At 52.1% G+C, this 20,031-nt stretch carries 19 protein-coding genes; 14 read left to right on the forward strand and 5 right to left on the reverse strand.

The window, feature by feature from the left end:
- Positions 1 to 107: 107 nt before the first annotated feature.
- On the reverse strand, positions 108 to 575 hold the full coding sequence (locus ACXAFR_RS06245) for a DUF6231 family protein (protein ID WP_475173843.1): 468 nt from the start codon (positions 573 to 575) through the stop codon (positions 108 to 110).
- A gap of 75 nt (positions 576 to 650) precedes the next feature.
- Here ACXAFR_RS06245 and ACXAFR_RS06250 point away from each other — a divergent pair, with 75 nt between their 5' ends.
- Positions 651 to 1,136 (forward strand): SRPBCC domain-containing protein, encoded by a 486-nt coding sequence (locus ACXAFR_RS06250; RefSeq protein ID WP_475173849.1) that lies wholly within the window; start codon positions 651 to 653, stop codon positions 1,134 to 1,136.
- Here ACXAFR_RS06250 and ACXAFR_RS06255 read toward each other — a convergent pair.
- Entirely contained in the window at positions 1,133 to 2,062 is a 930-nt protein-coding gene (locus ACXAFR_RS06255; RefSeq protein ID WP_475173851.1) for a LysR substrate-binding domain-containing protein, read from the reverse strand. The genes ACXAFR_RS06250 and ACXAFR_RS06255 overlap by 4 nt on opposite strands.
- Positions 2,063 to 2,128: 66 nt before the next feature.
- On the opposite strand from ACXAFR_RS06255, the gene ACXAFR_RS06260 reads away from it, so the two are divergent.
- Both ACXAFR_RS06260 and ACXAFR_RS06265 read left to right on the forward strand, forming a co-directional pair.
- A complete protein-coding gene (locus tag ACXAFR_RS06260) occupies positions 2,129 to 2,953 on the forward strand; it encodes an SDR family NAD(P)-dependent oxidoreductase (RefSeq protein WP_475173854.1) in 825 nt (274 codons plus the stop codon).
- A gap of 83 nt (positions 2,954 to 3,036) precedes the next feature.
- A complete protein-coding gene (locus ACXAFR_RS06265; RefSeq protein ID WP_475173859.1) occupies positions 3,037 to 4,158 on the forward strand; it encodes an aldo/keto reductase in 1,122 nt (373 codons plus the stop codon).
- 85 nt (positions 4,159 to 4,243) lie between these two features.
- Here ACXAFR_RS06265 and ACXAFR_RS06270 read toward each other — a convergent pair whose 3' ends face one another.
- Positions 4,244 to 5,119: an MBL fold metallo-hydrolase gene (locus tag ACXAFR_RS06270; protein ID WP_475173862.1), complete on the reverse strand. Its 876-nt coding sequence runs from the start codon at positions 5,117 to 5,119 to the stop codon at positions 4,244 to 4,246.
- Positions 5,120 to 5,378: 259 nt separating this feature from the next.
- Between ACXAFR_RS06270 and ACXAFR_RS06275 the strand changes: the two genes are divergently transcribed.
- The 5 genes from ACXAFR_RS06275 (at position 5,379) to ACXAFR_RS06295 (ending at position 10,967) form a co-directional block, all read left to right on the forward strand.
- On the forward strand, positions 5,379 to 6,299 hold the full coding sequence (locus ACXAFR_RS06275; RefSeq protein ID WP_475173864.1) for a LysR family transcriptional regulator: 921 nt from the start codon (positions 5,379 to 5,381) through the stop codon (positions 6,297 to 6,299).
- A 212-nt stretch (positions 6,300 to 6,511) separates the two neighbouring features.
- Positions 6,512 to 6,940, forward strand: a complete 429-nt coding sequence (locus tag ACXAFR_RS06280; RefSeq protein ID WP_475173867.1) for a VOC family protein — start codon at positions 6,512 to 6,514, stop codon at positions 6,938 to 6,940.
- A gap of 132 nt (positions 6,941 to 7,072) precedes the next feature.
- On the forward strand, positions 7,073 to 7,702 hold the full coding sequence (locus tag ACXAFR_RS06285) for a cysteine hydrolase family protein (protein WP_475173870.1): 630 nt from the start codon (positions 7,073 to 7,075) through the stop codon (positions 7,700 to 7,702).
- A complete protein-coding gene (locus ACXAFR_RS06290) occupies positions 7,702 to 9,012 on the forward strand; it encodes a spinster family MFS transporter (protein WP_475173873.1) in 1,311 nt (436 codons plus the stop codon). Before ACXAFR_RS06285 ends, ACXAFR_RS06290 begins: the two co-directional genes overlap by 1 nt.
- 71 nt (positions 9,013 to 9,083) lie before the next feature.
- On the forward strand, positions 9,084 to 10,967 hold the full coding sequence (locus ACXAFR_RS06295; RefSeq protein WP_475173878.1) for a methyl-accepting chemotaxis protein: 1,884 nt from the start codon (positions 9,084 to 9,086) through the stop codon (positions 10,965 to 10,967).
- Positions 10,968 to 11,037: 70 nt separating this feature from the next.
- On the opposite strand, the gene ACXAFR_RS06300 is transcribed toward ACXAFR_RS06295, so the two are convergent.
- On the reverse strand, positions 11,038 to 12,072 hold the full coding sequence (locus ACXAFR_RS06300; protein WP_475173883.1) for an aldo/keto reductase: 1,035 nt from the start codon (positions 12,070 to 12,072) through the stop codon (positions 11,038 to 11,040).
- A 496-nt stretch (positions 12,073 to 12,568) separates the two neighbouring features.
- Between ACXAFR_RS06300 and ACXAFR_RS06305 the strand changes: the two genes are divergently transcribed.
- On the forward strand, positions 12,569 to 13,429 hold the full coding sequence (locus tag ACXAFR_RS06305) for a formate/nitrite transporter family protein (RefSeq protein ID WP_475173885.1): 861 nt from the start codon (positions 12,569 to 12,571) through the stop codon (positions 13,427 to 13,429).
- Between the two features lie 112 nt (positions 13,430 to 13,541).
- Here ACXAFR_RS06305 and ACXAFR_RS06310 read toward each other — a convergent pair whose 3' ends face one another.
- Positions 13,542 to 15,962 (reverse strand): TonB-dependent receptor, encoded by a 2,421-nt coding sequence (locus ACXAFR_RS06310; RefSeq protein WP_475173886.1) that lies wholly within the window; start codon positions 15,960 to 15,962, stop codon positions 13,542 to 13,544.
- Positions 15,963 to 16,129: 167 nt separating this feature from the next.
- Here ACXAFR_RS06310 and ACXAFR_RS06315 point away from each other — a divergent pair, with 167 nt between their 5' ends.
- The 5 genes from ACXAFR_RS06315 to ACXAFR_RS06335 all read left to right on the forward strand — a co-directional run bounded on the left by ACXAFR_RS06315 (position 16,130) and on the right by ACXAFR_RS06335 (position 19,950).
- Entirely contained in the window at positions 16,130 to 16,948 is an 819-nt protein-coding gene (locus tag ACXAFR_RS06315; protein WP_475173891.1) for a DODA-type extradiol aromatic ring-opening family dioxygenase, read from the forward strand.
- Positions 16,945 to 17,262, forward strand: coding sequence for an MGMT family protein (locus ACXAFR_RS06320; protein WP_475173896.1), 318 nt, complete (start codon positions 16,945 to 16,947; stop codon positions 17,260 to 17,262). Before ACXAFR_RS06315 ends, ACXAFR_RS06320 begins: the two co-directional genes overlap by 4 nt.
- A 317-nt stretch (positions 17,263 to 17,579) precedes the next feature.
- A complete protein-coding gene (locus ACXAFR_RS06325; protein WP_475173898.1) occupies positions 17,580 to 18,608 on the forward strand; it encodes an App1 family protein in 1,029 nt (342 codons plus the stop codon).
- A gap of 129 nt (positions 18,609 to 18,737) precedes the next feature.
- A complete protein-coding gene (locus tag ACXAFR_RS06330) occupies positions 18,738 to 19,232 on the forward strand; it encodes a hypothetical protein (protein ID WP_475173900.1) in 495 nt (164 codons plus the stop codon).
- 22 nt (positions 19,233 to 19,254) lie between these two features.
- Positions 19,255 to 19,950, forward strand: a complete 696-nt coding sequence (locus ACXAFR_RS06335) for a haloacid dehalogenase type II (RefSeq protein ID WP_475173901.1) — start codon at positions 19,255 to 19,257, stop codon at positions 19,948 to 19,950.
- Positions 19,951 to 20,031: the final 81 nt, after the last annotated feature.

Here is a 20,031-nt window from a genome sequence, read left to right on the forward strand (position 1 = left end):
AACAGATTCCGTCACAGGAATCATTGGCGCGAAAAACATGGTAGCACAGCTCTTGTGGGGAAAGTGTGTCACCTGTCTGTATCTGGACTAAAGTTCAACCTGCGGCGTTACCAGCGGTATTTGTTCCAATTTTCCGGATTCGCCCAATGTTTCGGCGAATTCCAATCCCGCTTGCGGTTGTAAGAGGCGATGTCATAGCCAAAGCTGGTCATCCTTGTGTTTTGGTGAAGAAACCTATTCTGGCGACGAAAACCTAGGCTTAAAACGAGATTCAGTGGCCATTCGTCGGTTTCCGGAAGGAGCAGCCACAGGCTGCTGCAATGGAGGTTGCGCAACCTGGCAAGCAGCTCTATGCCCGTCTGTTGTGGAAAGTGCTCAACGAAATCGAAAATCATCCCCAAGTCTGCGCGGCCTTGTGAACTCAGTTCTTGCGGGTGGCGTAGGAAATTTACCGAGACGCTGTCATCAGCGAGTTGCGACAGTGCGGGCAGCGGTTCGCGGCTGCAATAAATCAGCGAATGTGGTTTACACAGGTTCACCGTATTCATTATTTCCGATGCGGGACTGTTCGACATATGCAGGTTGTGACCTAAATCTCGGTTCTATCGGGTTTTGGGTAGATCACCATAAAAAGAGAGGAGGCGATCTTTGTGACATCCGACACGGTAGAGCTGGATATCATCTTACCACTCAGCGCGGGTTCTTCCTTCACTCTGTTTGTCGATGGCATCGCGCAATGGTGGCCAAAAGACTATTCCTGGTCTCTGTCGAAGTTGGAGAACTTCGTTATCGAGCCTTTTGTCGGGGGCAAATGCTATGAGATAGGTCCGGCGGGCTTTCGGCTGGATTGGGGGACTGTCGTACAGGTTGAACCTGGTCATCAATTGTCGTTTCTCTGGCATATCAATCCAAACCGGGTTCCCGAGCCAGATCCAAAATTGTGCAGTTGTGTGCATGTGCAGTTTATTTCAATCCTCGACAATGAAACGCTCGTACATCTTGTGCACGAAGGCTTTTCGCGTCACGGTTCAGGCGCGCAAGCCTATTGCGATGCTTTGGCTGCCGATGTGGGTTGGCCCTTTATCCTTGAGCAATTCAGACAAACCGCGGTAGCGATAGGCGATTCGACGGCTTAACCATTGGCGGCAGCGATCGGCAAGGGCGCTATCTTGGGACTCTGCTCTTGTCGCTGAAATTCTTCCACCAGAAAATCGATGAAGGCTCTTAGTCGAGGTGCCATATAGCGATTGACAGGGAAGACGGCGTTCACCGGCGCGGGTGGCGTTTCACAATGGGGAAGCACCTGCTTGAGTCGACCGGATGCTAAATCTTCGGCGACATCCCAGGCTGACTTTAAGGCGATTCCCATTCCGGCCAAGGCCATGGCGTGGACGGCCTCGCCGTCATTGCAGACCACGGCTGCGGCAATGGGCAAGTTGACGCCAGCAAACTGCCAGTCTAAGCGGGGTGAATTGCCGATAAGCAAGCATTTGTGTTGCCGCAAATCCTCTGGGGTTTGCAACGTTGGTCGTGAGCGTAGGTAGTCGGGTGACGCACAGAGTATGCGCTGGTTGGCAAGAAGTCGGCGCGCGACCAGCCGGGAGTCGGGCAGTTCACCGTAGCGCACAGCTACGTCAAAGTTTCCGCTGATCAGATCTTCGATGGCATCACTGAGATGTAAGTTGATACGAATTTGCGGATGGACGTCGAGAAATCGTGCGAGGATTGGCACCAGCAGGCGGCGCCCCAAGCTGTTGGGTGCAGTGATGCGCAGTTCACCGCTCAGCTGGCCTTGGCGGCCGGAAAGTGCGCTTTGGGCGCGTTCCAATTCTTCGAGAATACGGGCGACATGCCCATACAACAGTTTACCCTCGTGGGATACCGACAAACTGCGTGTATTGCGGTGAATCAGCTGGCTGCCAATTTTGCGTTCGAGGGCGGACAGACGCTTGCTGGCAGCCGCGGTAGACAAGCCAAGTTCGGCAGCGGCGGCTGTGAGGCTGCCGTGATTTACAACACGTTCAAAAACTCGGAGTCCGGGTAGGTCGTCGAGGGAATTCATTGTTAACCCTTTGGAAAATCTGAATGCGGATTTTCTCTATTTCACCCACCGTTCGGACGACATACCATGATGTCCGAATCTCGCAAAACAGAGGTTTCTATGCAAATTGATCTCACCGGAAAAACAGCGCTTGTCACAGCATCCACCGGCGGCATCGGCTACGGAATTGCCCGAGGGCTGGCCACAGCCAAGGCTAATGTCATCGTGAATGGGCGGTCTGAATCCTCGCTGAACACCATCTGCGACGAGCTGCGAACCAAATTTCCCGATATCACTGTGAGTGCTGCACAAGGGGATCTCTCGAAGCCAGAAGATTGCCGCGATCTGATCGGTCGTTTCCCCAAGGTTGATATCTTGGTCAACAATGCCGGTATCTACGGTCCCAAAGATTTTTTCGAGGCGGATGACGCGCTTTGGGATAACTATTGGGCGACCAATGTCATGTCAGGTGTCCGCTTATCGCGAGCATATTTGCCCGCGATGATCGAGCAACACTGGGGGCGGGTCGTGTTTATTTCCTCCGAATCCGCTCGCAACATTCCTGCGGACATGATCCATTACGGCGTTTCAAAAACCGCGTTGCTGTCTCTTGCCCGTGGCCTTGCCAAGCGCGTGACTGGGAGTGGCGTTACGGTAAACAGTGTCCTGCCAGGCCCAACGTTTTCCGATGGATTTAAAGCCATGTTTGCCGAAGAGCTTGATGCTGGGCGCGACCTGGAAGAGCTCGGGCGCGAATTCGTGCGAGAGAATCGTCCTTCGTCGGTACTTGATCGCCCGACGACCGTCGAAGAAGTGGCTAATATGGTGGTTTATGTCTGCTCTCAGCAGGCCTCCGCGACCAGCGGGGCAGCCTTGCGAGTGGATGGTGGCGTTGTTGACGATATCGTCTGACCGCATTTCTGATCGACTGCGGCGGGGATGCATTCCGGGTTGCGGCGAACCCATACCTTTTTCAAGTGATACGGAGTTACCCAATGAAGAATGATATCTCTCGCCGATCTTTAGTCTCTAAAGGTGCCACCTTGTCTTTGGGACTGGCTGGCGCCAGTTTGCTGCCGGGAATCGCTCTGGGACAATCGTTGCCGCAGAATGACAGCACAAAAACCGCCGGTGGTCGTTATCGCCCGCCTTTTCGTTTTGGTTTGGGCGGGGCGCCAATTGGTGGTTCGAGCGGATTGGCTGTCACGGATGATATTGCCGAAGAGATTTTGGAAAACGCCTGGGAAGAACAGGTTCGTTTGTACGATACCTCTCCCTGGTATGGGCTGGGGTTGAGCGAGCGTCGTTTCGGGGAGTTGCTGCACAACAAACCACGGCAAGAGTTTGTGCTGTCTACCAAGGTGGGGCGTATTCTCACCGCGACGGATTCACCGCCGAAGACCGGGTGGGCCAATCCGGATTCGTTCGCCTACACCTACGATTATTCCGCTGCAGCGGCACGGCGTTCGGTGGAAGATAGTCTGCAGCGATTGGGTGTCGGTTCTCTCGATATTGTGTATATCCATGATCTGTCGCCCGATAACGGCGATATCAAGGACGACTGGATGTCGTATATGGAGCAGGCGGCTAAGGGGGCGATGCCCGAACTGACGAAAATGCGGGAAGAGGGGCTGATAAAGGCCTGGGGATTAGGGGTGAACACCTTGCCTCCTATTCTGGAGGCCCTTGAACGGGCTGACCCCGATATCTTCCTCGCGGCTTGTCAGTATTCGTTGGCGGATCATTCCCCGTCGGTGGAAAAATTGTTTCCTGCGTGTGATGCCCGCGGTGTGTCTATTATGGTGGGCAGTCCTTTAAACAATGGTTTTCTCGCCGGTAGAGATCGTTTCAATTACGGTAAAAAAATCCCCGCTGGAATGCTCGAAAAAAGAGCCGCTTTGACAGCGGTTGCAGCCGATTACGAGGTTGATCTACGTACGGCTGCACTGCAGTTTGCTGCAGCGCCATCAACGGTTTCGTGTATCATTCCTGGTGCCCGACAACCACAGCAAATCGTTGAAAATGTTGCCTCTATGTCGGTAGCGATTCCCTCAGAATTTTGGCAGACGTTGAAAACCAAAGGCTTGATCGACGAATCCGCTCCGGTGCCCACCTGATACAGATTCGATTCTATCTCGTCTTTTCAGGTGGGTTAAACAAGGTCGACCTAGCGCGCGGGATTTCCTGTGTGATAGGCAGGCCTTACACAGCAGGAGACCAGACGTCATAGTTCAGAACGTACTGATTCCTGTCTCGATGAACTTTGCCCGACGCCGGTACATTAAAGTGCATGCCACTGATGGACAGTTTATCGGTGGCTACCCGGTCAAATAGAGCTGCACGTACTGCTGCGGCTTCATTTGGATCGCTGTCAAAAGCGATGGTCACCTCTGGCTGGGCCATCTGCAGATGCGGGAAATGGACGATGTCTCCCCAAATGAGTAGTGAGTCTTTTTCATCGCCAATGAGGTAACCTGTGTGGCCGGGTGTATGACCGAACAATGGCACGGCCTGAATGCCGGGCAGGATGTCCTCATTCTTAAACGCCACCAGCTTGTCATCGTAGGCATCAAACGCGTTTCGCGCTAACCCAAAGAAGGGTTTGAAACCATCCGGTGCGGATGAATAAATGCTCTCGTTCCGCCAGAAGGCGAGTTCCTTTTCGTGTACGTAGAGCTCTTGCACATTTTGAAAGATCGGTGTCGCCAGTGATGACGCTAATCCACCGGCGTGATCCGGGTGAGCATGTGTCAACAGTACGGTATCGATATCCAGCGGATCTATACCCGCAGCCGTCAGGGCAACGTGCAAGCGTCCACCCCAACCGTTAATACCGCCCGCGCCACTGTCGATCAAAATCGTGCGGTTGGCTGTCTGCACAACAAAGACGTTGATGTTCATCCGTGGTAACGGCTCTATGCCGTGTTGTTCCAAAATGGCTTCCGCTTTGTTGGCTTCAATGCCGTTCAACAACTCGAAAGAGACATCCAGATAGCCGTCACTCAACATGGTTACGATGGCGTCACCGTAGCGCTTTCGATTGACCGCTGGTGCTTGGTGGACTCTGCTCAAATTCATTGTGTTTTCCTCGTAACGTTCAGCGTCATGCCATAGGTTGTGTTGTTGAAAAAATGGAAGAGCGTTGATTGCAATCGGGCAAGCTCAATGTTGAGCGGCGATCATCGCTGCTCAATGGCGGGCAGTATATGTAAACATTATGTCGACATGGTCGATCTGAAATCCACACATTGGATACTTATAGGAATCAATAGGCGATTTTACCGAGAAGAGGTACACTGGACCGGTCTGACAATCATTTTGGTAGGTGTAGAGTGGTATGAGCAGCCGAAATCCCTGGGAGGATCGCTTCACGGGTGTTGTTACGTTTATTGCTGTTGTGGATGCGGGAAGTTTTTCTGCCGCCGCGTTTCGCATGAACCTGACTCGATCGGCCGTTGCAAAATCCGTTGCAAGACTGGAGCAGCGTCTGGGTTTGAAGCTTTTTCATCGAACCACCCGTCAGCAGACATTGACCCATGAAGGCGGTTTATATTACGAACACTGTTTGGCCATGCTCGGTGATCTGGACGCGCTGGAATCTAAGCTTCGAGATGGCCAGGTCGGCCCGGAGGGGAGGGTTCGAATCAACTGCCCCGTTCTGTTTGGTCGTCACTGTATTGCCCCGGTGTTTCGCGCGTTGGCCCGGCAGCACCCAAACATTCAGATAGAGGCGGAATTTTCAGATCGTGTGATCGATAGCTTGGCAGAAGGTTTTGATCTGACGGTTCGAATTGGAACCCTTGCCGATTCCACGGCCCTTGTCGGTAAAAAGATTGCGGTGCAGCGGATGGCCGTGTTTGCCTCTCCGGCCTATTTAAAAGAGTTTGGATTTCCAACAGCCATCGCTGATTTTCAGCAGCACCGAGGCGTACTTTATGGACGCTCTTCCCACACCTATTCCTGGAGGATCCAGGATGAAAATGGTGTGTTGACGGATATTACACCGGCGGGCACTGAGATTTACGACGATTTACAAGTGGTTGCGGATTCCGTGATTGCGGATGGAGGCTTGGCATGGCTTCCGAATTGGCTTGGCGCTTCTTATGTTGACGCAGGGCAACTGACGCTGGTCACGGACAGCCAAAGATCAAAACCGATAGACATCTATGTTGTCTGGCCGAAAACCAAATATCTTCCCCATCGTGTTCGACTGATGATTGACAGCCTCGCGGAGCAGGTTCCGTTACTGATGACGTAAAGAGCGCGCAGGTCGGATTTCGAAAAGCTGGAACGAGAGTATTCAAATCGCCGTTTCGATACTCCCTTCGCGGACGGTTTGCTTATCTATGCCATCGGATTGGTCAATTCAAAAACGCGTTCGGTTGAGGTGAACGTCTCTGATTCACTGGCACTTAGAGAGTCGCTGCGGTGCTATGATTCTGGCTTCGTTATTGTTGGAGAGGCCAACCCATGAACATATCCGCCATTGCCGGTTTTGCCGTTATCACCCAAGATCCCGACGCCAGTGCTGCGTTCTACCAAAACACACTGGCTTTGCCGTTGAAGACCCAGGGGGATTATCGCTTTGTCCACGGTTTTCCCGGCAGTCATCATTTCGGAGTATGGCCTCTGACGGCGGCAGCACAGGCGTGTTTTGGTGTTGACGAATGGCCGACTGAGTTACCGATTCCCCAAACGACATTGGAATTTGAATTCACGAGCGTTACTGAGGTAGAGGCGGCGGTTGCTGAAATGCAGGAGTCTGGTCACTCATTCATTCACCCGGTTCGACAGGAGCCTTGGGGGCAGACAATGGCACGCTTATTAAGCCCCGAAGGTGTGCTGATTGGTCTGAGTTTCGCGCCTTGGTTGCATGATTCCGATGATTCGAATCCGTAGGGATTTCCTGTGATCGCACTGGCTAGCGTTTTTGAAGGTAGATGTGTATAGTGATCAAAAGTTCGCAGAAAGAACATGTGTTCGAGTGATTGCTTGTTGGGCAATCGTGTTATGCCGTTTGAGGAGCCCTAAGTGAGCGATAAACCTGTACGTCAGTTATTGGAAGGCAAGCCGGTGTTGCTGGTCATCGATATTCAGCAAGATTCCATGGCGCCCATTCGATCCGGTCGCGATATTCGTATGCCGGGCTACGTGGAAAAAATGAATAACGCGATCAAGGTTATTGATGCGGCGCAGGCGGCTTCGATCCCTGTCGTTTACTTTCAGGAAGCCCATCGCGACTCTTTGGTGGATTTCGGACGCGAGTTGGACGGTTATGAAAATGTACACTGTCTAGAATCGGATCCCGGCACGGCCATCGCGAAAGAAGCGAAAATGCGGCCACAAGATCATTTTATTCGCAAGCGTCGTTACTCCTGCTTTTTCGGTACGGAACTGGAAATTCTTCTGAAAGGGCTGAAGGCTGAAACCTTGGTTCTGGTCGGTGGATTTACCGATGTGTGTATTCATTACACCTTTGTTGATGGTCACCAACACGACTACTTTTGCCGAGTCGCGGAAGATGGTGTCGGAGGTTCTTCGCTAGAGGCGCATGAAGCTGCGCTGACCGCGATGGAATACATGCAGACAGGGGCGCGACGTCAAAGTGAAGAGATTGTCGCTGCTTTTGAGCAGTACGCGGCAACGGTCGAGACAGAGTAATGATTCGCGGCGCTGGTGGCTCTTCTACAACCGGCGCCTTCGGTGCCAGTTGGAGTGCCTGGTATCTGTTGTTGTTGCTAACGGCAATTTACAGCTTCAATTGGATCGATCGCTACGTCCTCGTCATTCTGCTGGAACCGATCAAGCAGGAGCTGGGATTGTCCGATGCCAGTTTGGGATTTCTCAGTGGTTTTGCGTTCGCAGCAGTGTATGCCGTGGCGGGTATTCCGATTGCATCCCTCGCTGACCGTCGCAGCCGCAAAGGCGTTATTGGTGTCAGCGTGCTGGTATGGAGCGGCATGACCCTGTTGTGTGGTATGGCGAGCAATTATTGGCAATTGCTGTTGGCCCGCCTGGGGGTGGCGGTTGGTGAATCCGGTTGCAGTCCTTCCGCCCATTCCATGATCGCCGATGCTTTTCCTGAACAGCGACGCGCCACCGCCTATTCTATTTATGGGCTCGGTGTCATTGCAGGCTTGTCCCTCGGGTTATTGCTCGGGGGATGGGCGAATGATCGCTATGGTTGGCGGGTTGCGTTAATGCTGGCTGCGATTCCTGGTCCGTTGTTCGCGTTGCTGATTTTTTTTACGGTTCGAGAACCCTTACGACAGCGTGCGGCTGCAATCACTGCCGGGGATAAAGCCGATGAGGCAGAGCAGAATTCATCCGAAAATGTCTCGCTCAAGGAGGGGTTGCGGTCGCTGATTCGTCATCCCGCATTTCTGTTTTATGGTGCAGGGCTGGGGTTGGCGAATTTTTCCGGATATGCCTACGATACCTGGACGCCAGCATACTTAATGCGGGTTCATGGCATGGATTCCACCGAAGTCGGGCTTATCGCTGGCACCTTGCTGGCGGTTTCTGGTGTTACCGGGACGCTGCTGGGAGGTGTGCTTGCCGATAAGCTCAGTCGTCGCAGTATCTTGTGGTATCTGTGGTTGCCCTGTCTTTCCGTCATAGCGATGATTGTTTTCGTCATCATTTTTATGTTGGCGGGTGATAACTGGGTTCTGAAGTTCTCCTATTTCGTGGCTTCCTTAGCCGTTTCTATGCAGTTGGCACCGGTCATTGCCATTACTCAACGTATTATGCCGTCTGGACTTAGAGCGCTGTCTTCCGCGGTGTTGCTGTTGCTTGCAAATCTTGTGGGTAATGGCGCTGGAGCCTGGTGCGCGGGCCTCATCAGCGATGCTTTGACGCCGACCTATGGTGAAGACGCTCTGCGCTATGCGGTTATCTTGACTCAAGCTGTGGCGTTGATTGGTGTTGTTTTGATGTGGCTAGGCGCGCGACGTATTCGTTTGCAGTGAATTGACAGCCGGGGCAAGTAACGTGTTTTGAGCTAGGCTTTAAATTGGATAAGTCTAGGGGACCCTTGGGTGTGATCGCTTCCATCAAAATGAAAATGCAGCTGTCGATGGTGGCGCTGGCCGCTCTAGCGATAACCGCTGTGGTTGCGACATCCTCGTCACGTCAACAGCCCGAACAGCCCTCGATAGACGTTGCTGCAATTAAAGCTTATGTCGCTGACGCTTTGTCTGTGCAGAGTTTCTTGAGTGCTTATCTTGATGGTAGCCTAGGGGAAGACGAGTTGCTGACCCAATTCGATTCTCTTCGAGCTGCGCCAGTTCCTTTTGAGCCGCTGATTCGTGATGGGCAATTAAATGTTTTGAAGCAGGCGGCGCGAGACATCAGCGGTTTAACGGCAGAGCTGGAAGCGCTGCAGTCAGACTTTTTATCTGCGACCGATACGTCGATCGATCGTTCTAATCTCTATCTCTCCCAATTGGTTGAGCGATTAACGCTCGACCCCTTGTCGGTATCGCTTCAGGAAATTCAAACCATTAATGGTGCGACTGCCAGTAACAATGCCAACTACATGATTCAGCGGCGCTTCCTGCATATGACGAGCGACATACAGCTGGCGAGTGAAGTGACTCATTTTATTCGCAGCGTCATCTCTATGACTGAGCAAGAGGTTGAGGCGCCAGGTCCTTCACCCATGATGGATCTGGATCAGGCAGGTTTGGCTTTGAGCTATACCGCGGCGGAAGTAAATGCACGTTATATCGACAGCTATCGCGATCTTATCGAACGTCGACGGCAACTTGCCGAGGACTTCACAGGGTTTTTGCAACAGTTAGCAAAGTTGCAGGCCGATACGTTGTTCTCCCCCCCTGACTACGAGGCGGCAGCTTCTGCGCCAGTGTTCGCCGGTGCATTGATCGCGGCCATGCTGGTGTTGCTTGTCTTGAGTCTTTGGTTGCTGAGTGTTCATTTTAACGCGGTCAATGGCCTTAAGAGAAAGGTCGTGCAGCTTACGAATGTCAGCGAGCCGAAGTTTTCCGATGCGCCTAGGGCCTATCAAGACCTAGAATCTCTTATTCGCGTGATGGATCAATATGAAGAGCGCATCCAGCAAGTGGTGGGAAATATCTCGGTGCTGGCGTCTCGATCACAATCATTAGCGGTTGAGCTTAGCGAGAATGAAACGACGACTGCCTCCGGTGGTCAGTTACACCTACAGCAGGTCAACCGTCTCACGGATTCCGTCGGAGAGCTCGTAGCGGTTATCCACGAGGTAAGTGCTCAGGCGTCGCAAACGGTGGACGAAGCGAAAACGGTTAGCGATGAAACCGATAGCGGTCGTGAGCTGTTGCACAGCGTACTCGCACAGGCGCAGCAGATGTCCATAGAAGCTGATGCCGCCGTTGCTGAGATGGAAACACTCTCTGGATTTGCTGATGCTATTGGTGGCATTGCCGTTGCGATTAATAGTATTGCAGAACAGACCAATTTGTTGGCACTCAATGCGGCAATCGAAGCGGCGCGGGCAGGGGATCACGGTCGCGGCTTTTCAGTGGTTGCCGATGAAGTTCGACACCTCGCCATTAAAACTCAGGAATCTTTAGGGCAGATCCAGACTACCATTGGCCAGTTACAAAGTGCATCTGCGTCTGCAGCTACGAGTATGGGGCGCACCCAAACGGTGAGTAATGATGTTGCTGAAAAAACGCTGGCTGCCGTGGAGGCGCTGGACAAGATGTCTGAGCGAATCTCTGTAATCTCTGTAGGCAATCATCGTTTGGTTGAGCAAATAGAGCAGCAGGATCGAATGGCTTTAGGAATACAGGGCGCCGTCGAGAGTATGGCGCCACAGTCGGACGGATCTTATGTAGGTGGGCGTTCGGCGCGGGTCACAGAAGATGCCAAGAGGTTGGCTGCGGAGCTTAACGAAATCTCTACCCGAATGCATGGGCGCTAACGGCGGTCGCAAGCCCTGCATACCTGATGAGGGCGTGCGATCCGCTATAAGCTGACGTCTTCTTAAGGCATTACCACTTTGTGGGTTTGGGGTTGCGTGAGTCGAAGTTGCGTTGATGCCAATAAGGGTAGGTCGGGGTGCGATGGCTGACGCTGTCGAGTTTTTCCAGTTGTTCCTCTGACAGTGTAATGTCGACAGCAGATAGGTTGTGTTGTAACTGCTCGGCATTGCGAGCCCCAACAATTACGCTGCTGATCGAAGGGCGCTGCAGCAACCAGTTGAGTGCAATCTGAGGCACGCTGTAACCGGTCTCCGCCGCGATGTCATCGATACAATCGACAATATTGAAGAGGTGCTCATCATTCACTTCCGGGCCGCCGGCGTCTCCGCCGCTAGCAACACGACCGCGATCCGGCATTTGACCGCGCCGGAATTTACCCGTCAATCGTCCCCAGCCAAGGGGGCTCCATACCATTGTGCCAAGTCCCTGGTCGAGTGCCAGAGGCATAAGCTCCCACTCATAGTCCCGGTGTAGTAGTGAATAATAGCCTTGATAAGCGACATGCCGATTCCAGCCGTAACGTTCCGACGTCGCTAGGGATTTCATGACTTGCCAGCCAGAAAAATTAGAGCATCCGAAATAGCGCAGTTTGCCCGCTGTGACCAAATCATTCAGCGTGCTGAGGGTTTCTTCCTGTGGCGTTAACGCGTCGAAGCTGTGTAAAAAATACAGGTCGATATAGTCGGTCTGCAGGCGCTTGAGGCTGGCGTCTACCGCTTTGATCAAGTGGTGGCGCGAAGAGCCTTTATCGTTGGGGCCCTGCCCCATGGTAAACGTACCCTTTGTGGAAATAAGCAATTCATCGCGAGGGTGGTGGCGGATGGCTTCACCCAGAATTCGTTCAGACTGTCCATCGGAATAGACGTCCGCGGTATCGAAAAAATTGATGCCCTTATCGAGGCAGATATCGATCAGCTCTTTCGCTTCAGCAACATCGGTATTGCCCCATTTGCTCATCATTTCTCCAACGCCACCGAAGGTGCCTGTGCCGTAGCAGAGGGCTGGAACCATTAGGCCGCTGTTGCCAAGTTGTCGGTATTGCATGGGGAAATCTCCAGAATTTCTGTGGAATTGGGTCGTACGGTGTGATTGATGATACTCGCTCCTACGTTTGTCGTGGACAGCTGGTTTGATCGTTCGTTTTAAGTCGCTGGTCGCTAGAGTCGTGATGGCATGCTTAAAAGTGGTGCAGTGCTTTTCGTGTTCGCCGCTTCTTTGCGTCGGTGGTTAAAAAAATACCACTTAAAACCCGGTGTCACCATTATGGTGCGAGTAGTGTTTGCCGTATTGGTCACGGATAGTGATTTTAGCCGTGTTAACTGCTCTCTTGATTTTAATGGTGTTTTGTTTTGGTGCTTTAGTGCACTAAATGGGGTGGAGTGGTGCGGAGATCACCTATGGTTTCTGTGCTAGAGAGAAAACTGCTTTAAATTCAATGGGTTAAGAAGTGTAATTTTGTGGCATGGCGTGTGCTAAATGACCTGTGTGCTCTTTGCTCGCTCACCCTTAATTCCTATTGCCTAAATAGAGGTTATTGCCCATGTCGTATCTTGAGCCCTCTGAATTTGCCACGAAGATGGTCGATTCTGGTGAATCAAAAATATTTATGTCCACCAAGGACACGTTTGTCCGTGCCTTTATGGCCGGTGCTATTTTGGGATTGGCTGCAATTTTTGCCATCACCGTCGCAACGAAAACCGGGTCGCCACTGGTTGGTGCCGTGCTTTTCCCGGTTGGTTTCATTATGTTGTATTTGATGAAGTTCGATTTGCTGACGGGTGTGTTTACGCTTGTGCCGCTCTCCATCATCGATCGTCGCCCTGGCTGTACCGTAAGTGGTTTATTGAGAAACTGGGGGCTGGTGTTTATCGGTAACTTTGCTGGCGCACTGACCACCGCATTTATGATGTCGTTTGTTCTTACCTATGGTTACACAGGTTATGCTCCGGGCGGTGAAGAATTGGCCGCTAAGGTCGCAAGTATTGGGGAAGGTCGTACTACGGGTTACCAAGCTGCTGGCGCCGGGGGATGGTTTACTGTGTTTATTCGCGGCATTCTGTGCAACTGGATGGTTTCAATGGGCGTTGTTGGAGCAATGATTTCCACGTCGGCAACCGGCAAAATGGCGGCTATGTGGATGCCGGTTATGCTCTTCTTCTTTATGGGATTTGAGCATTCTATTGTGAACATGTTCCTGTTCCCATTTTCTATGATCATGGGTGGTAATTTTACCATTGTGGATTACTTTATCTGGAATGAAATCCCGACTGCGCTTGGAAACTTGGTGGGTGGATTCCTGTTAGTAGGTTTACCGCTTTACCTCACCCATGTAAAAGAAAGCCCCTCCAAGAAAGTTGCTGCACGTGAAGCAAGTTTTATTGCTGAAAGCAAAGCGATGTAGTGAATTAACATTCAATATTCATTGCAGCTTACTTGTTGGTAAATCCGAAAGCTTTGCTTCTGGTAAAACAAAAAACGCCTCGGGAGAGGCGTTTTTTTTCTGTTTTTGTAGGTTAGAAAGATCCGCGCACGCCGAAAATGATTCCTCGGCCGGGTAGGAGCGCCTTATCTTTTAAGAAGGAGGTGTGTACACGCGCTTCTTCGTCGGTCAGATTTTCCCCTTTCAGATAGACGGTAACATCATTGTTGCGACCGCTAAACGTGTAGGAAACGTTTGCATCAACGAGCGTATAGCCATCGGTTTCCGTTTCCAGTGCTGCGGTGCGAGTTTGATCAAAATAATGGGAAACGTCAGCGCTTACTCGCCAGTTAAGCGTTTCCCAAGACAGTTGGCTGCCCAGGCGTACCGGTGGCATACGGGGCAGGTTTCCACCATCATCGAGTTTGCCTCGGGTTGCATCTCCCCAGACTTTTAATTGCCATGGTGCAGCAAGCTGCCAGTGAGCTTCCGCTTCCAGCCCGTAGAGTGTTGCATCTGCCTGTTCATAGACATAAATGGGCAGATCGCTTTCGTGCTCATGTTCTTCTTCTCCGGCTTCTTCCTCTTCTTCGCTGTGCAAGGCTTCGCTGGTATAGGCCGTGGCGCTTTGATAATAAAAATCATCAATTTGGTTGTAGAAGAGGTTGATGACGAATCCAAAATCGCCAGAGTGTTTTCGTAGGCTCACGTCGATATTATTCGAGACTTCTTCATCGGCGTTGCCGGCGCTTTCCAAATGTAATTCGCCATCTTCTTCATGCAATTCGTAGAGTGCCCCCACCTCATAGCTGCTGGTGCCAATGTGTGCGCCCGCCGAGTAGAGCTCTGCAGCAGTCGGGGCACGTTCTGCATGAGTCAATGAAAGACCCAGGTTGTATTGGGGGTGAAAATCCCAGACTACGCCGGCGGAGAGGCTAATAGGGGTAAAATCCATGCTCTCAGGAACACTTTCTTCTTCCGTTTCTTCCTCGAGAAGCTCGTCCTCGTGTTCGTGAAGGCTGAAGCTTTCAGCGTCTATTTCAACCCGCTCAATGCGCGCGCCTAGCTGCCAGGTCAAATCTCCTTGATGAAACTCTTCAACCAGTGCAGCGGCGATGGTGTCTGTGGTCGAAGCGGGCGTAAAGGCTTCTTCACCGCTGGCTTCAAAGTCTGTTTGCTTGAGTTCCAGGGAGAAGGCTCCGCGCCAACCGCCCAATTCTTGGTGCAGTATGTCTGTGCGCACTTGAGTCGTCTGACTGTCGAAGAGGGTAGCTGCTTCGTCATTTTCCAGCTCGCGGTGCTGGTAATCCGTATAGCCGAGACGCGTATTGATGCCCGCCAGGAAATCGCCATCGAAGCTCAATTCACTTAAAAGCTGCCAGCGGTCCTGATTGAGATCAGATTCAACATTGATCTCCTCTTCCTCCTCGAGAACTTCTTCTTCCTCCTCTTCGTCATGTTCATGAACGTGGCCGGGAATACCGTTGCGTCTATCCAGGCGGCCGTAGGACAAACCGATGTAACCGTTATCCAGCAGGTAGCTGCCACCCACATTGAAGGCCTCATCGTGCACCGCGCTGTTTTCTAAAACGCCGGAGCGGTGCTCTTCGTGACCTTCTTCTTCGTGTTCCTCTTCGGTTTCCAATAGGGCAACACCGGGAATATCGACATCGTTGGTATCCAGCCAGGAGCCGTCGGCGTGCAGCGCAAAACGTTCACCGCCTCCGGTAACCGATGCAGAGACATTGTCACCATCGTTGACACTGTTGTGTGATGCCGCCCAGGAGGCATTGAAGTCGCTGTTGGATGGAACCCGATTATCGACCACGTTGACGACGCCGCCGATCGCGCCCGATCCATAAAAAAGTGTGGCGGGACCGCGCAGGACTTCAACCTGTTGCGCGTTGGCGGTTTCTGTTGAAACAACGTGATCTGGGCCGACACGGGAGACATCTCCGACGTCCAGACCATTTTGTGAAATTAGCACTCTGGGACCATTTAAGCCGCGGATGACAGGACTTGAGCTGACGCCACCGTAGTAGCTGGAGTGCACGCCGGTAACATTTTTGAGTGTATCCCCGAGAGTGTCAGCTTGCTGTTCTCGAAGCTCTTCGCCACTTAATACGGCGATAGGTTGCGCGGACTCCATGGTTGATGCGTGCAGGGGTAAGCCGATAACGTCGACCTGTTCTATGGCCGCCCGCTGCAACTGGATCGTCAGTCCCTGCGCATCGGCTTCGCCGTGAAGGTGCAGCACTTGATGGGAGTATCCTGCCGCCTCGACATGAATTTCATCGAGCTCCTCCACAGGAAGATCTATTCGGAAATTGCCACTGTCATCAGTGCTGATAATCAGATTCTTCCCGATAATTTCAATGTCGGCACCGACAATTGGATTGCCGTTGCTGTCGGTAACTCGACCTGGGACCGCTGCATTGGCGAGAGAGGCCGATATTAAGGCCGTTGCGGTCAGAGAAGTGCATAGTAGATGGCGTGGCAGGGAAGGGCGAGACACGAGAACTCCAAGGGAAGATAAACAGAATAATGAAATGTTATATTATAACATTGGGCTTGTGCAAATGGATCTGTGTAAAAACCTTGCAGAGTGTTCCGATGGCTCCGAGGAGGGTGGCGACGTAGAATAGTGGTGATGTGTGACAACTATTTGGCCGGAGGTCGATTGTGGCGAGTGTTTTGTATTTATCTCACGGAGGCGGTCCTCTGCCGCTGCTTGGAGATCCCCAGCACGGAGAAATGGCGACGTTGTTGCAACGTCTGGGCAATGAGTTGCCAAGGCCAAATAAGATATTGTTGTGTAGTGCTCATTGGGAGGCGTCTCAACCGACGCTTACAGGATCTGAAAACCCAACTCTGATATATGACTATTACGGTTTTCCTGCGGAGACGTATCAACTGAGTTACCCGGCAGCGGGAGATCCGACATTGGCCGCCTCCTTAGCCGAAAGTTTGCGTGAATTCGGCGTGGACCCGGTGATTGACTCTGGTCGTGGTTATGATCACGGTATGTTCGTACCCTTGATGTTGATGTATCCCCAAGCGGATATTCCCGTGGTGCAGCTATCGCTGCTCAGTTCCTTGAATGCGGAGCAACATTTGCAGCTCGGGGAGGCTCTGCGTCCGGTGCTCGATGACAATGTGATGGTCATCGGGTCGGGCTTTTCCTTCCATAATATGCGGGAGTTTTTTGCACCCGCCCGTTCGGAAACGGCATCCCTGAATCGGGAGTTTGATCAATGGTTGCAGGATACTGTCATGCCGGCTGCGGGCTCCTATGGCCATCTGCGCAAGCGGCTGTGTGACTGGGAGTCAGCTCCGGGCAGTCGTTTTTGTCATCCCCGAGAGGAGCATTTGTTACCTCTGCACGTCTGTGCGGGCGTCGCTGGCAGAACTGCGGATGAGCACTATGGGTTGCAGATTATTGGTAAGCAGGCCAGCATGTTTTTCTGGCGCGGCAAAAATGAGCCGCTCACGGCGACATGACAGAGTCGACCGAACCGACACTGCAGGAGATTATCTGGCAGGTTGTGGCGGGAATCCCATATGGGCGTGTTGCCAGCTATGGGCAAGTCGCGGCGTTGGCGGGTTATCCTCGGCATGCCCGCTATGTGGGGTCCGTACTCAAGCAATTGCCGAACGGATCGAGCCTGCCCTGGTATCGTGTGGTTAATCGCCGTGGTGAAATTGCTTTTCCCGAAGGAGATCCTCGCTACCTGCGTCAGCAAACTTTGCTCGCTGACGAAGGGGTGATTTTGCAGGGAGGCAGGGTGCCCCAACATTTTTTTGATTGGCCTTAGCGGGCTTCCTAGCTTCTATATACGTGACCTCTGTGGCGTTAAAAAACGACTCAATTGGGTCGTTTATCAACACATAAGCTTCCTTGTTGCATGTGTTTTTGTCCTGTAGAACCCGTTTCTCAACGACAGTCAGCGGCCGATAAGTAATTGGCCCGTCTCGGCATAAATTTACTATTTCATGCCAACCCGGCAAAATAAGCGGCTATGCCCATCGACTCTGTGCTGTGTCAGGAGAGGGTGAATCCGTTCGTACCGATAAAGTTAATGATGACGTTTGTGTATTCTGAGTCCTGTTTGATGGATGTCGGGTGTCAGCGATGACCCGGCCTGAACTTATTCTCTACCGTGGTTTTGGCACATCACAGCGCGTCTGTGTTGCCGGCCGCTTAATTCGGCCGTCGCAGTTGGTTCCTGCCAGGGATAATGCCAGCTTGCGGCGCCGATTGCGCGATGCCTGGAAACTACTTGTCAGTCGCACGGTTCCCCAGGCTGATGTCGAGCTTCGCTGTGGTGAGACCACCTGGACGGTCACCACGGATAATCACGGCTACTTTATCAGCAGTAAAGCGCTGGATGGCGCTCACGTCGACGGTCTGTGGCAAACCTATGCCGGAAAGGTCCACGATAACCCGCGAGTCGATGGTACTGTCGCTGAAGGTCATATACTACAGGCGTCCGGGGATGCCGATCAGCTGATTATCAGTGATATCGACGACACCGTCGTTCATACGGGTGTTGCTAATAAGTTAATCATGATGTGGCATCTCTATGTGTCTGATGCCGATGATCGGGCGCCTTTTCCTGGGATGAGTGCGTTTCTGGAAGGTTTGCATCGTGGCAGCAGCGGCCGCAGTCACAACCCTATGATCTATGTTTCGCGCAGCCCGTGGAGTATCTATCCGCTTTTGGAGGATGTCTTTAATCGTCACGATATTCCCGTCGGGCCAGTCTTGCTTTTGCGCGACTGGGGCATCAGTTGGCGTCACCCCTGGCCACGTCGTGCTCAGGCACACAAGGCGCAGATGATCGACCGTGTTATGGAGACTTACCTCGATTTACCCGCGATTTTGATTGGTGACAGTGGTCAGCGAGATCCGGAAACCTATCTGGCTGCGGCAGATCGCTATGGCGATCGAATTCGCGCGATCTACATTCGGGACTTAGGTCTGGATGTGGAGAGAACCCAGCAACTGCATGCGATGTCGTCCCAATTGAAGGCCCGGGGTATTCACTTTCTGGCTGCCGGTGATACCGCAGCCCTGGCTGCTGATGCCAGTGAGAGAGGCTTTATCGCTCCTGATCAGCAGAAAAAGGTGGCGGAAGAATATAAGGCCGAGCATCTCTGACGTGCATAAACTGGTGAACGTTCAATCGATGGGTTAAGGTTTCAGCTTTGCGCGGTCCCGCGCCCTGGCCAAAAGGTCCTGGGCGATGGACGATATGGTCGGGATAGCGGATGTCTTCAGGGGTGACATGTGACTTCTTCTAAAGCCAATATTGCGGTTTGGTTATTGCTGCTCAGCTCTATCGTTGGCGCAGCGTCCGCGACGGATGATGGTGATATCGTCTCGAGGGAAGTGGCTTTCGCCGATGGAGAAACGGTATTGCTGCACGGCGTGGTTAGCGGCAAGGATATCGTCGATTACACCTTTGACGCCAAAGCTGCCCAGTATCTGCAAATTTACTTTAACCCCTCCAGTTTTGCGGCAGGTTTTTATCTGCTGGCTCCTGAACCTGGCTTTAAAGTGTTTTCCGGCAGTAATGGACCCAACCAGTTTGAAGGTGAGCTGCGTTTGACAGGGACCTATAGCATTCGCATTTATTTGCAGGATGCTGCCGCCGATAGAAATGTCAGTAGCGACTATGAGCTGGAAGTTGTGCTCGCTTCTGAGCCGCCAGCAACTCGTCGAAAAGATATCGATCCTCGCAAACTTGCAGACACCAGAGAAATTATAGCTACCGCGTTTTGACGGCTAACCGGGCTTACCTATTATGAAAAGTTTAACAGCCAGCTGTCTGGCTTTCGATGTGTATGGCACCTTGATTGATACAGCGGGTGTTGTCGATAAATTGCAGACATTGATTGGCAGTGATGCCAGTCGATTTTCCGATGCTTGGCGCGCCAAACAATTGGAGTACACGTTTCGTCGAGGCCTAATGAAAAGTTCATCGGCTTTTGTTGACTGTACTGAGCAAGCCTTACGGTATACGGTCGATAGTTTTGGCTATGATGTTGGCGATGATCAGATTGCTGAATTGATGGCCATATATCGACGGTTACCCGCATTTGCCGATGCGGCAACGGCATTGGAAAGTTTCAGGCAAAATGGGATGCGTTGTTTTGCTTTCTCAAATGGGAGTTCTGATGCTGTTAGAGAGCTGCTGGATTTCAGCGGTTTGTCTCAATTTTTTGAATCGGTGGTTAGCGTAGAAGCCGTCTCAAGTTTCAAGCCAGACCCTGTGGTTTATCAGCATTTTTTGAATTCCACGGGAAGTTCAGTAGAATCTACGTGGTTGGTGTCCGGGAATCCGTTTGATGTCCTTGGTGCAATGCATGTCGGATGGAAGGCTGCCTGGGTTCGCCGCAGCGAAAAAAGCGTTTTTGATCCTTGGGGGCAGTCGCCTACTTTGACAGTGCCGTCACTGGTTTCTCTTGCAGAATCCTTGGTCTGCGACAGTAACGAGTGAGTTAAGGCAAAAATCCCAGACTACCGCAAAGGTAGCCCGGGACGTATTTTCTTGATCGATTTTGCTTACAGAGCCGCCAGT

The sequence above is a fragment of the Pseudomaricurvus sp. ABR4_320 genome, assembly GCF_056159445.1.

Coding starts and splice junctions, on each gene's coding strand:
- ACXAFR_RS06245 (WP_475173843.1), bottom strand. CDS start 575: ATGTCGAACAGTCCCGCATCGGAAATAATGAATACGGTGAACCTGTGT.
- ACXAFR_RS06255 (WP_475173851.1), bottom strand. CDS start 2,062: ATGAATTCCCTCGACGACCTACCCGGACTCCGAGTTTTTGAACGTGTT.
- ACXAFR_RS06260 (WP_475173854.1), top strand. CDS start 2,129: ATGATGTCCGAATCTCGCAAAACAGAGGTTTCTATGCAAATTGATCTC.
- ACXAFR_RS06265 (WP_475173859.1), top strand. CDS start 3,037: ATGAAGAATGATATCTCTCGCCGATCTTTAGTCTCTAAAGGTGCCACC.
- ACXAFR_RS06270 (WP_475173862.1), bottom strand. CDS start 5,119: ATGAATTTGAGCAGAGTCCACCAAGCACCAGCGGTCAATCGAAAGCGC.
- ACXAFR_RS06275 (WP_475173864.1), top strand. CDS start 5,379: ATGAGCAGCCGAAATCCCTGGGAGGATCGCTTCACGGGTGTTGTTACG.
- ACXAFR_RS06280 (WP_475173867.1), top strand. CDS start 6,512: ATGAACATATCCGCCATTGCCGGTTTTGCCGTTATCACCCAAGATCCC.
- ACXAFR_RS06290 (WP_475173873.1), top strand. CDS start 7,702: ATGATTCGCGGCGCTGGTGGCTCTTCTACAACCGGCGCCTTCGGTGCC.
- ACXAFR_RS06300 (WP_475173883.1), bottom strand. CDS start 12,072: ATGCAATACCGACAACTTGGCAACAGCGGCCTAATGGTTCCAGCCCTC.
- ACXAFR_RS06305 (WP_475173885.1), top strand. CDS start 12,569: ATGTCGTATCTTGAGCCCTCTGAATTTGCCACGAAGATGGTCGATTCT.
- ACXAFR_RS06320 (WP_475173896.1), top strand. CDS start 16,945: ATGACAGAGTCGACCGAACCGACACTGCAGGAGATTATCTGGCAGGTT.
- ACXAFR_RS06325 (WP_475173898.1), top strand. CDS start 17,580: ATGACCCGGCCTGAACTTATTCTCTACCGTGGTTTTGGCACATCACAG.
- ACXAFR_RS06335 (WP_475173901.1), top strand. CDS start 19,255: ATGAAAAGTTTAACAGCCAGCTGTCTGGCTTTCGATGTGTATGGCACC.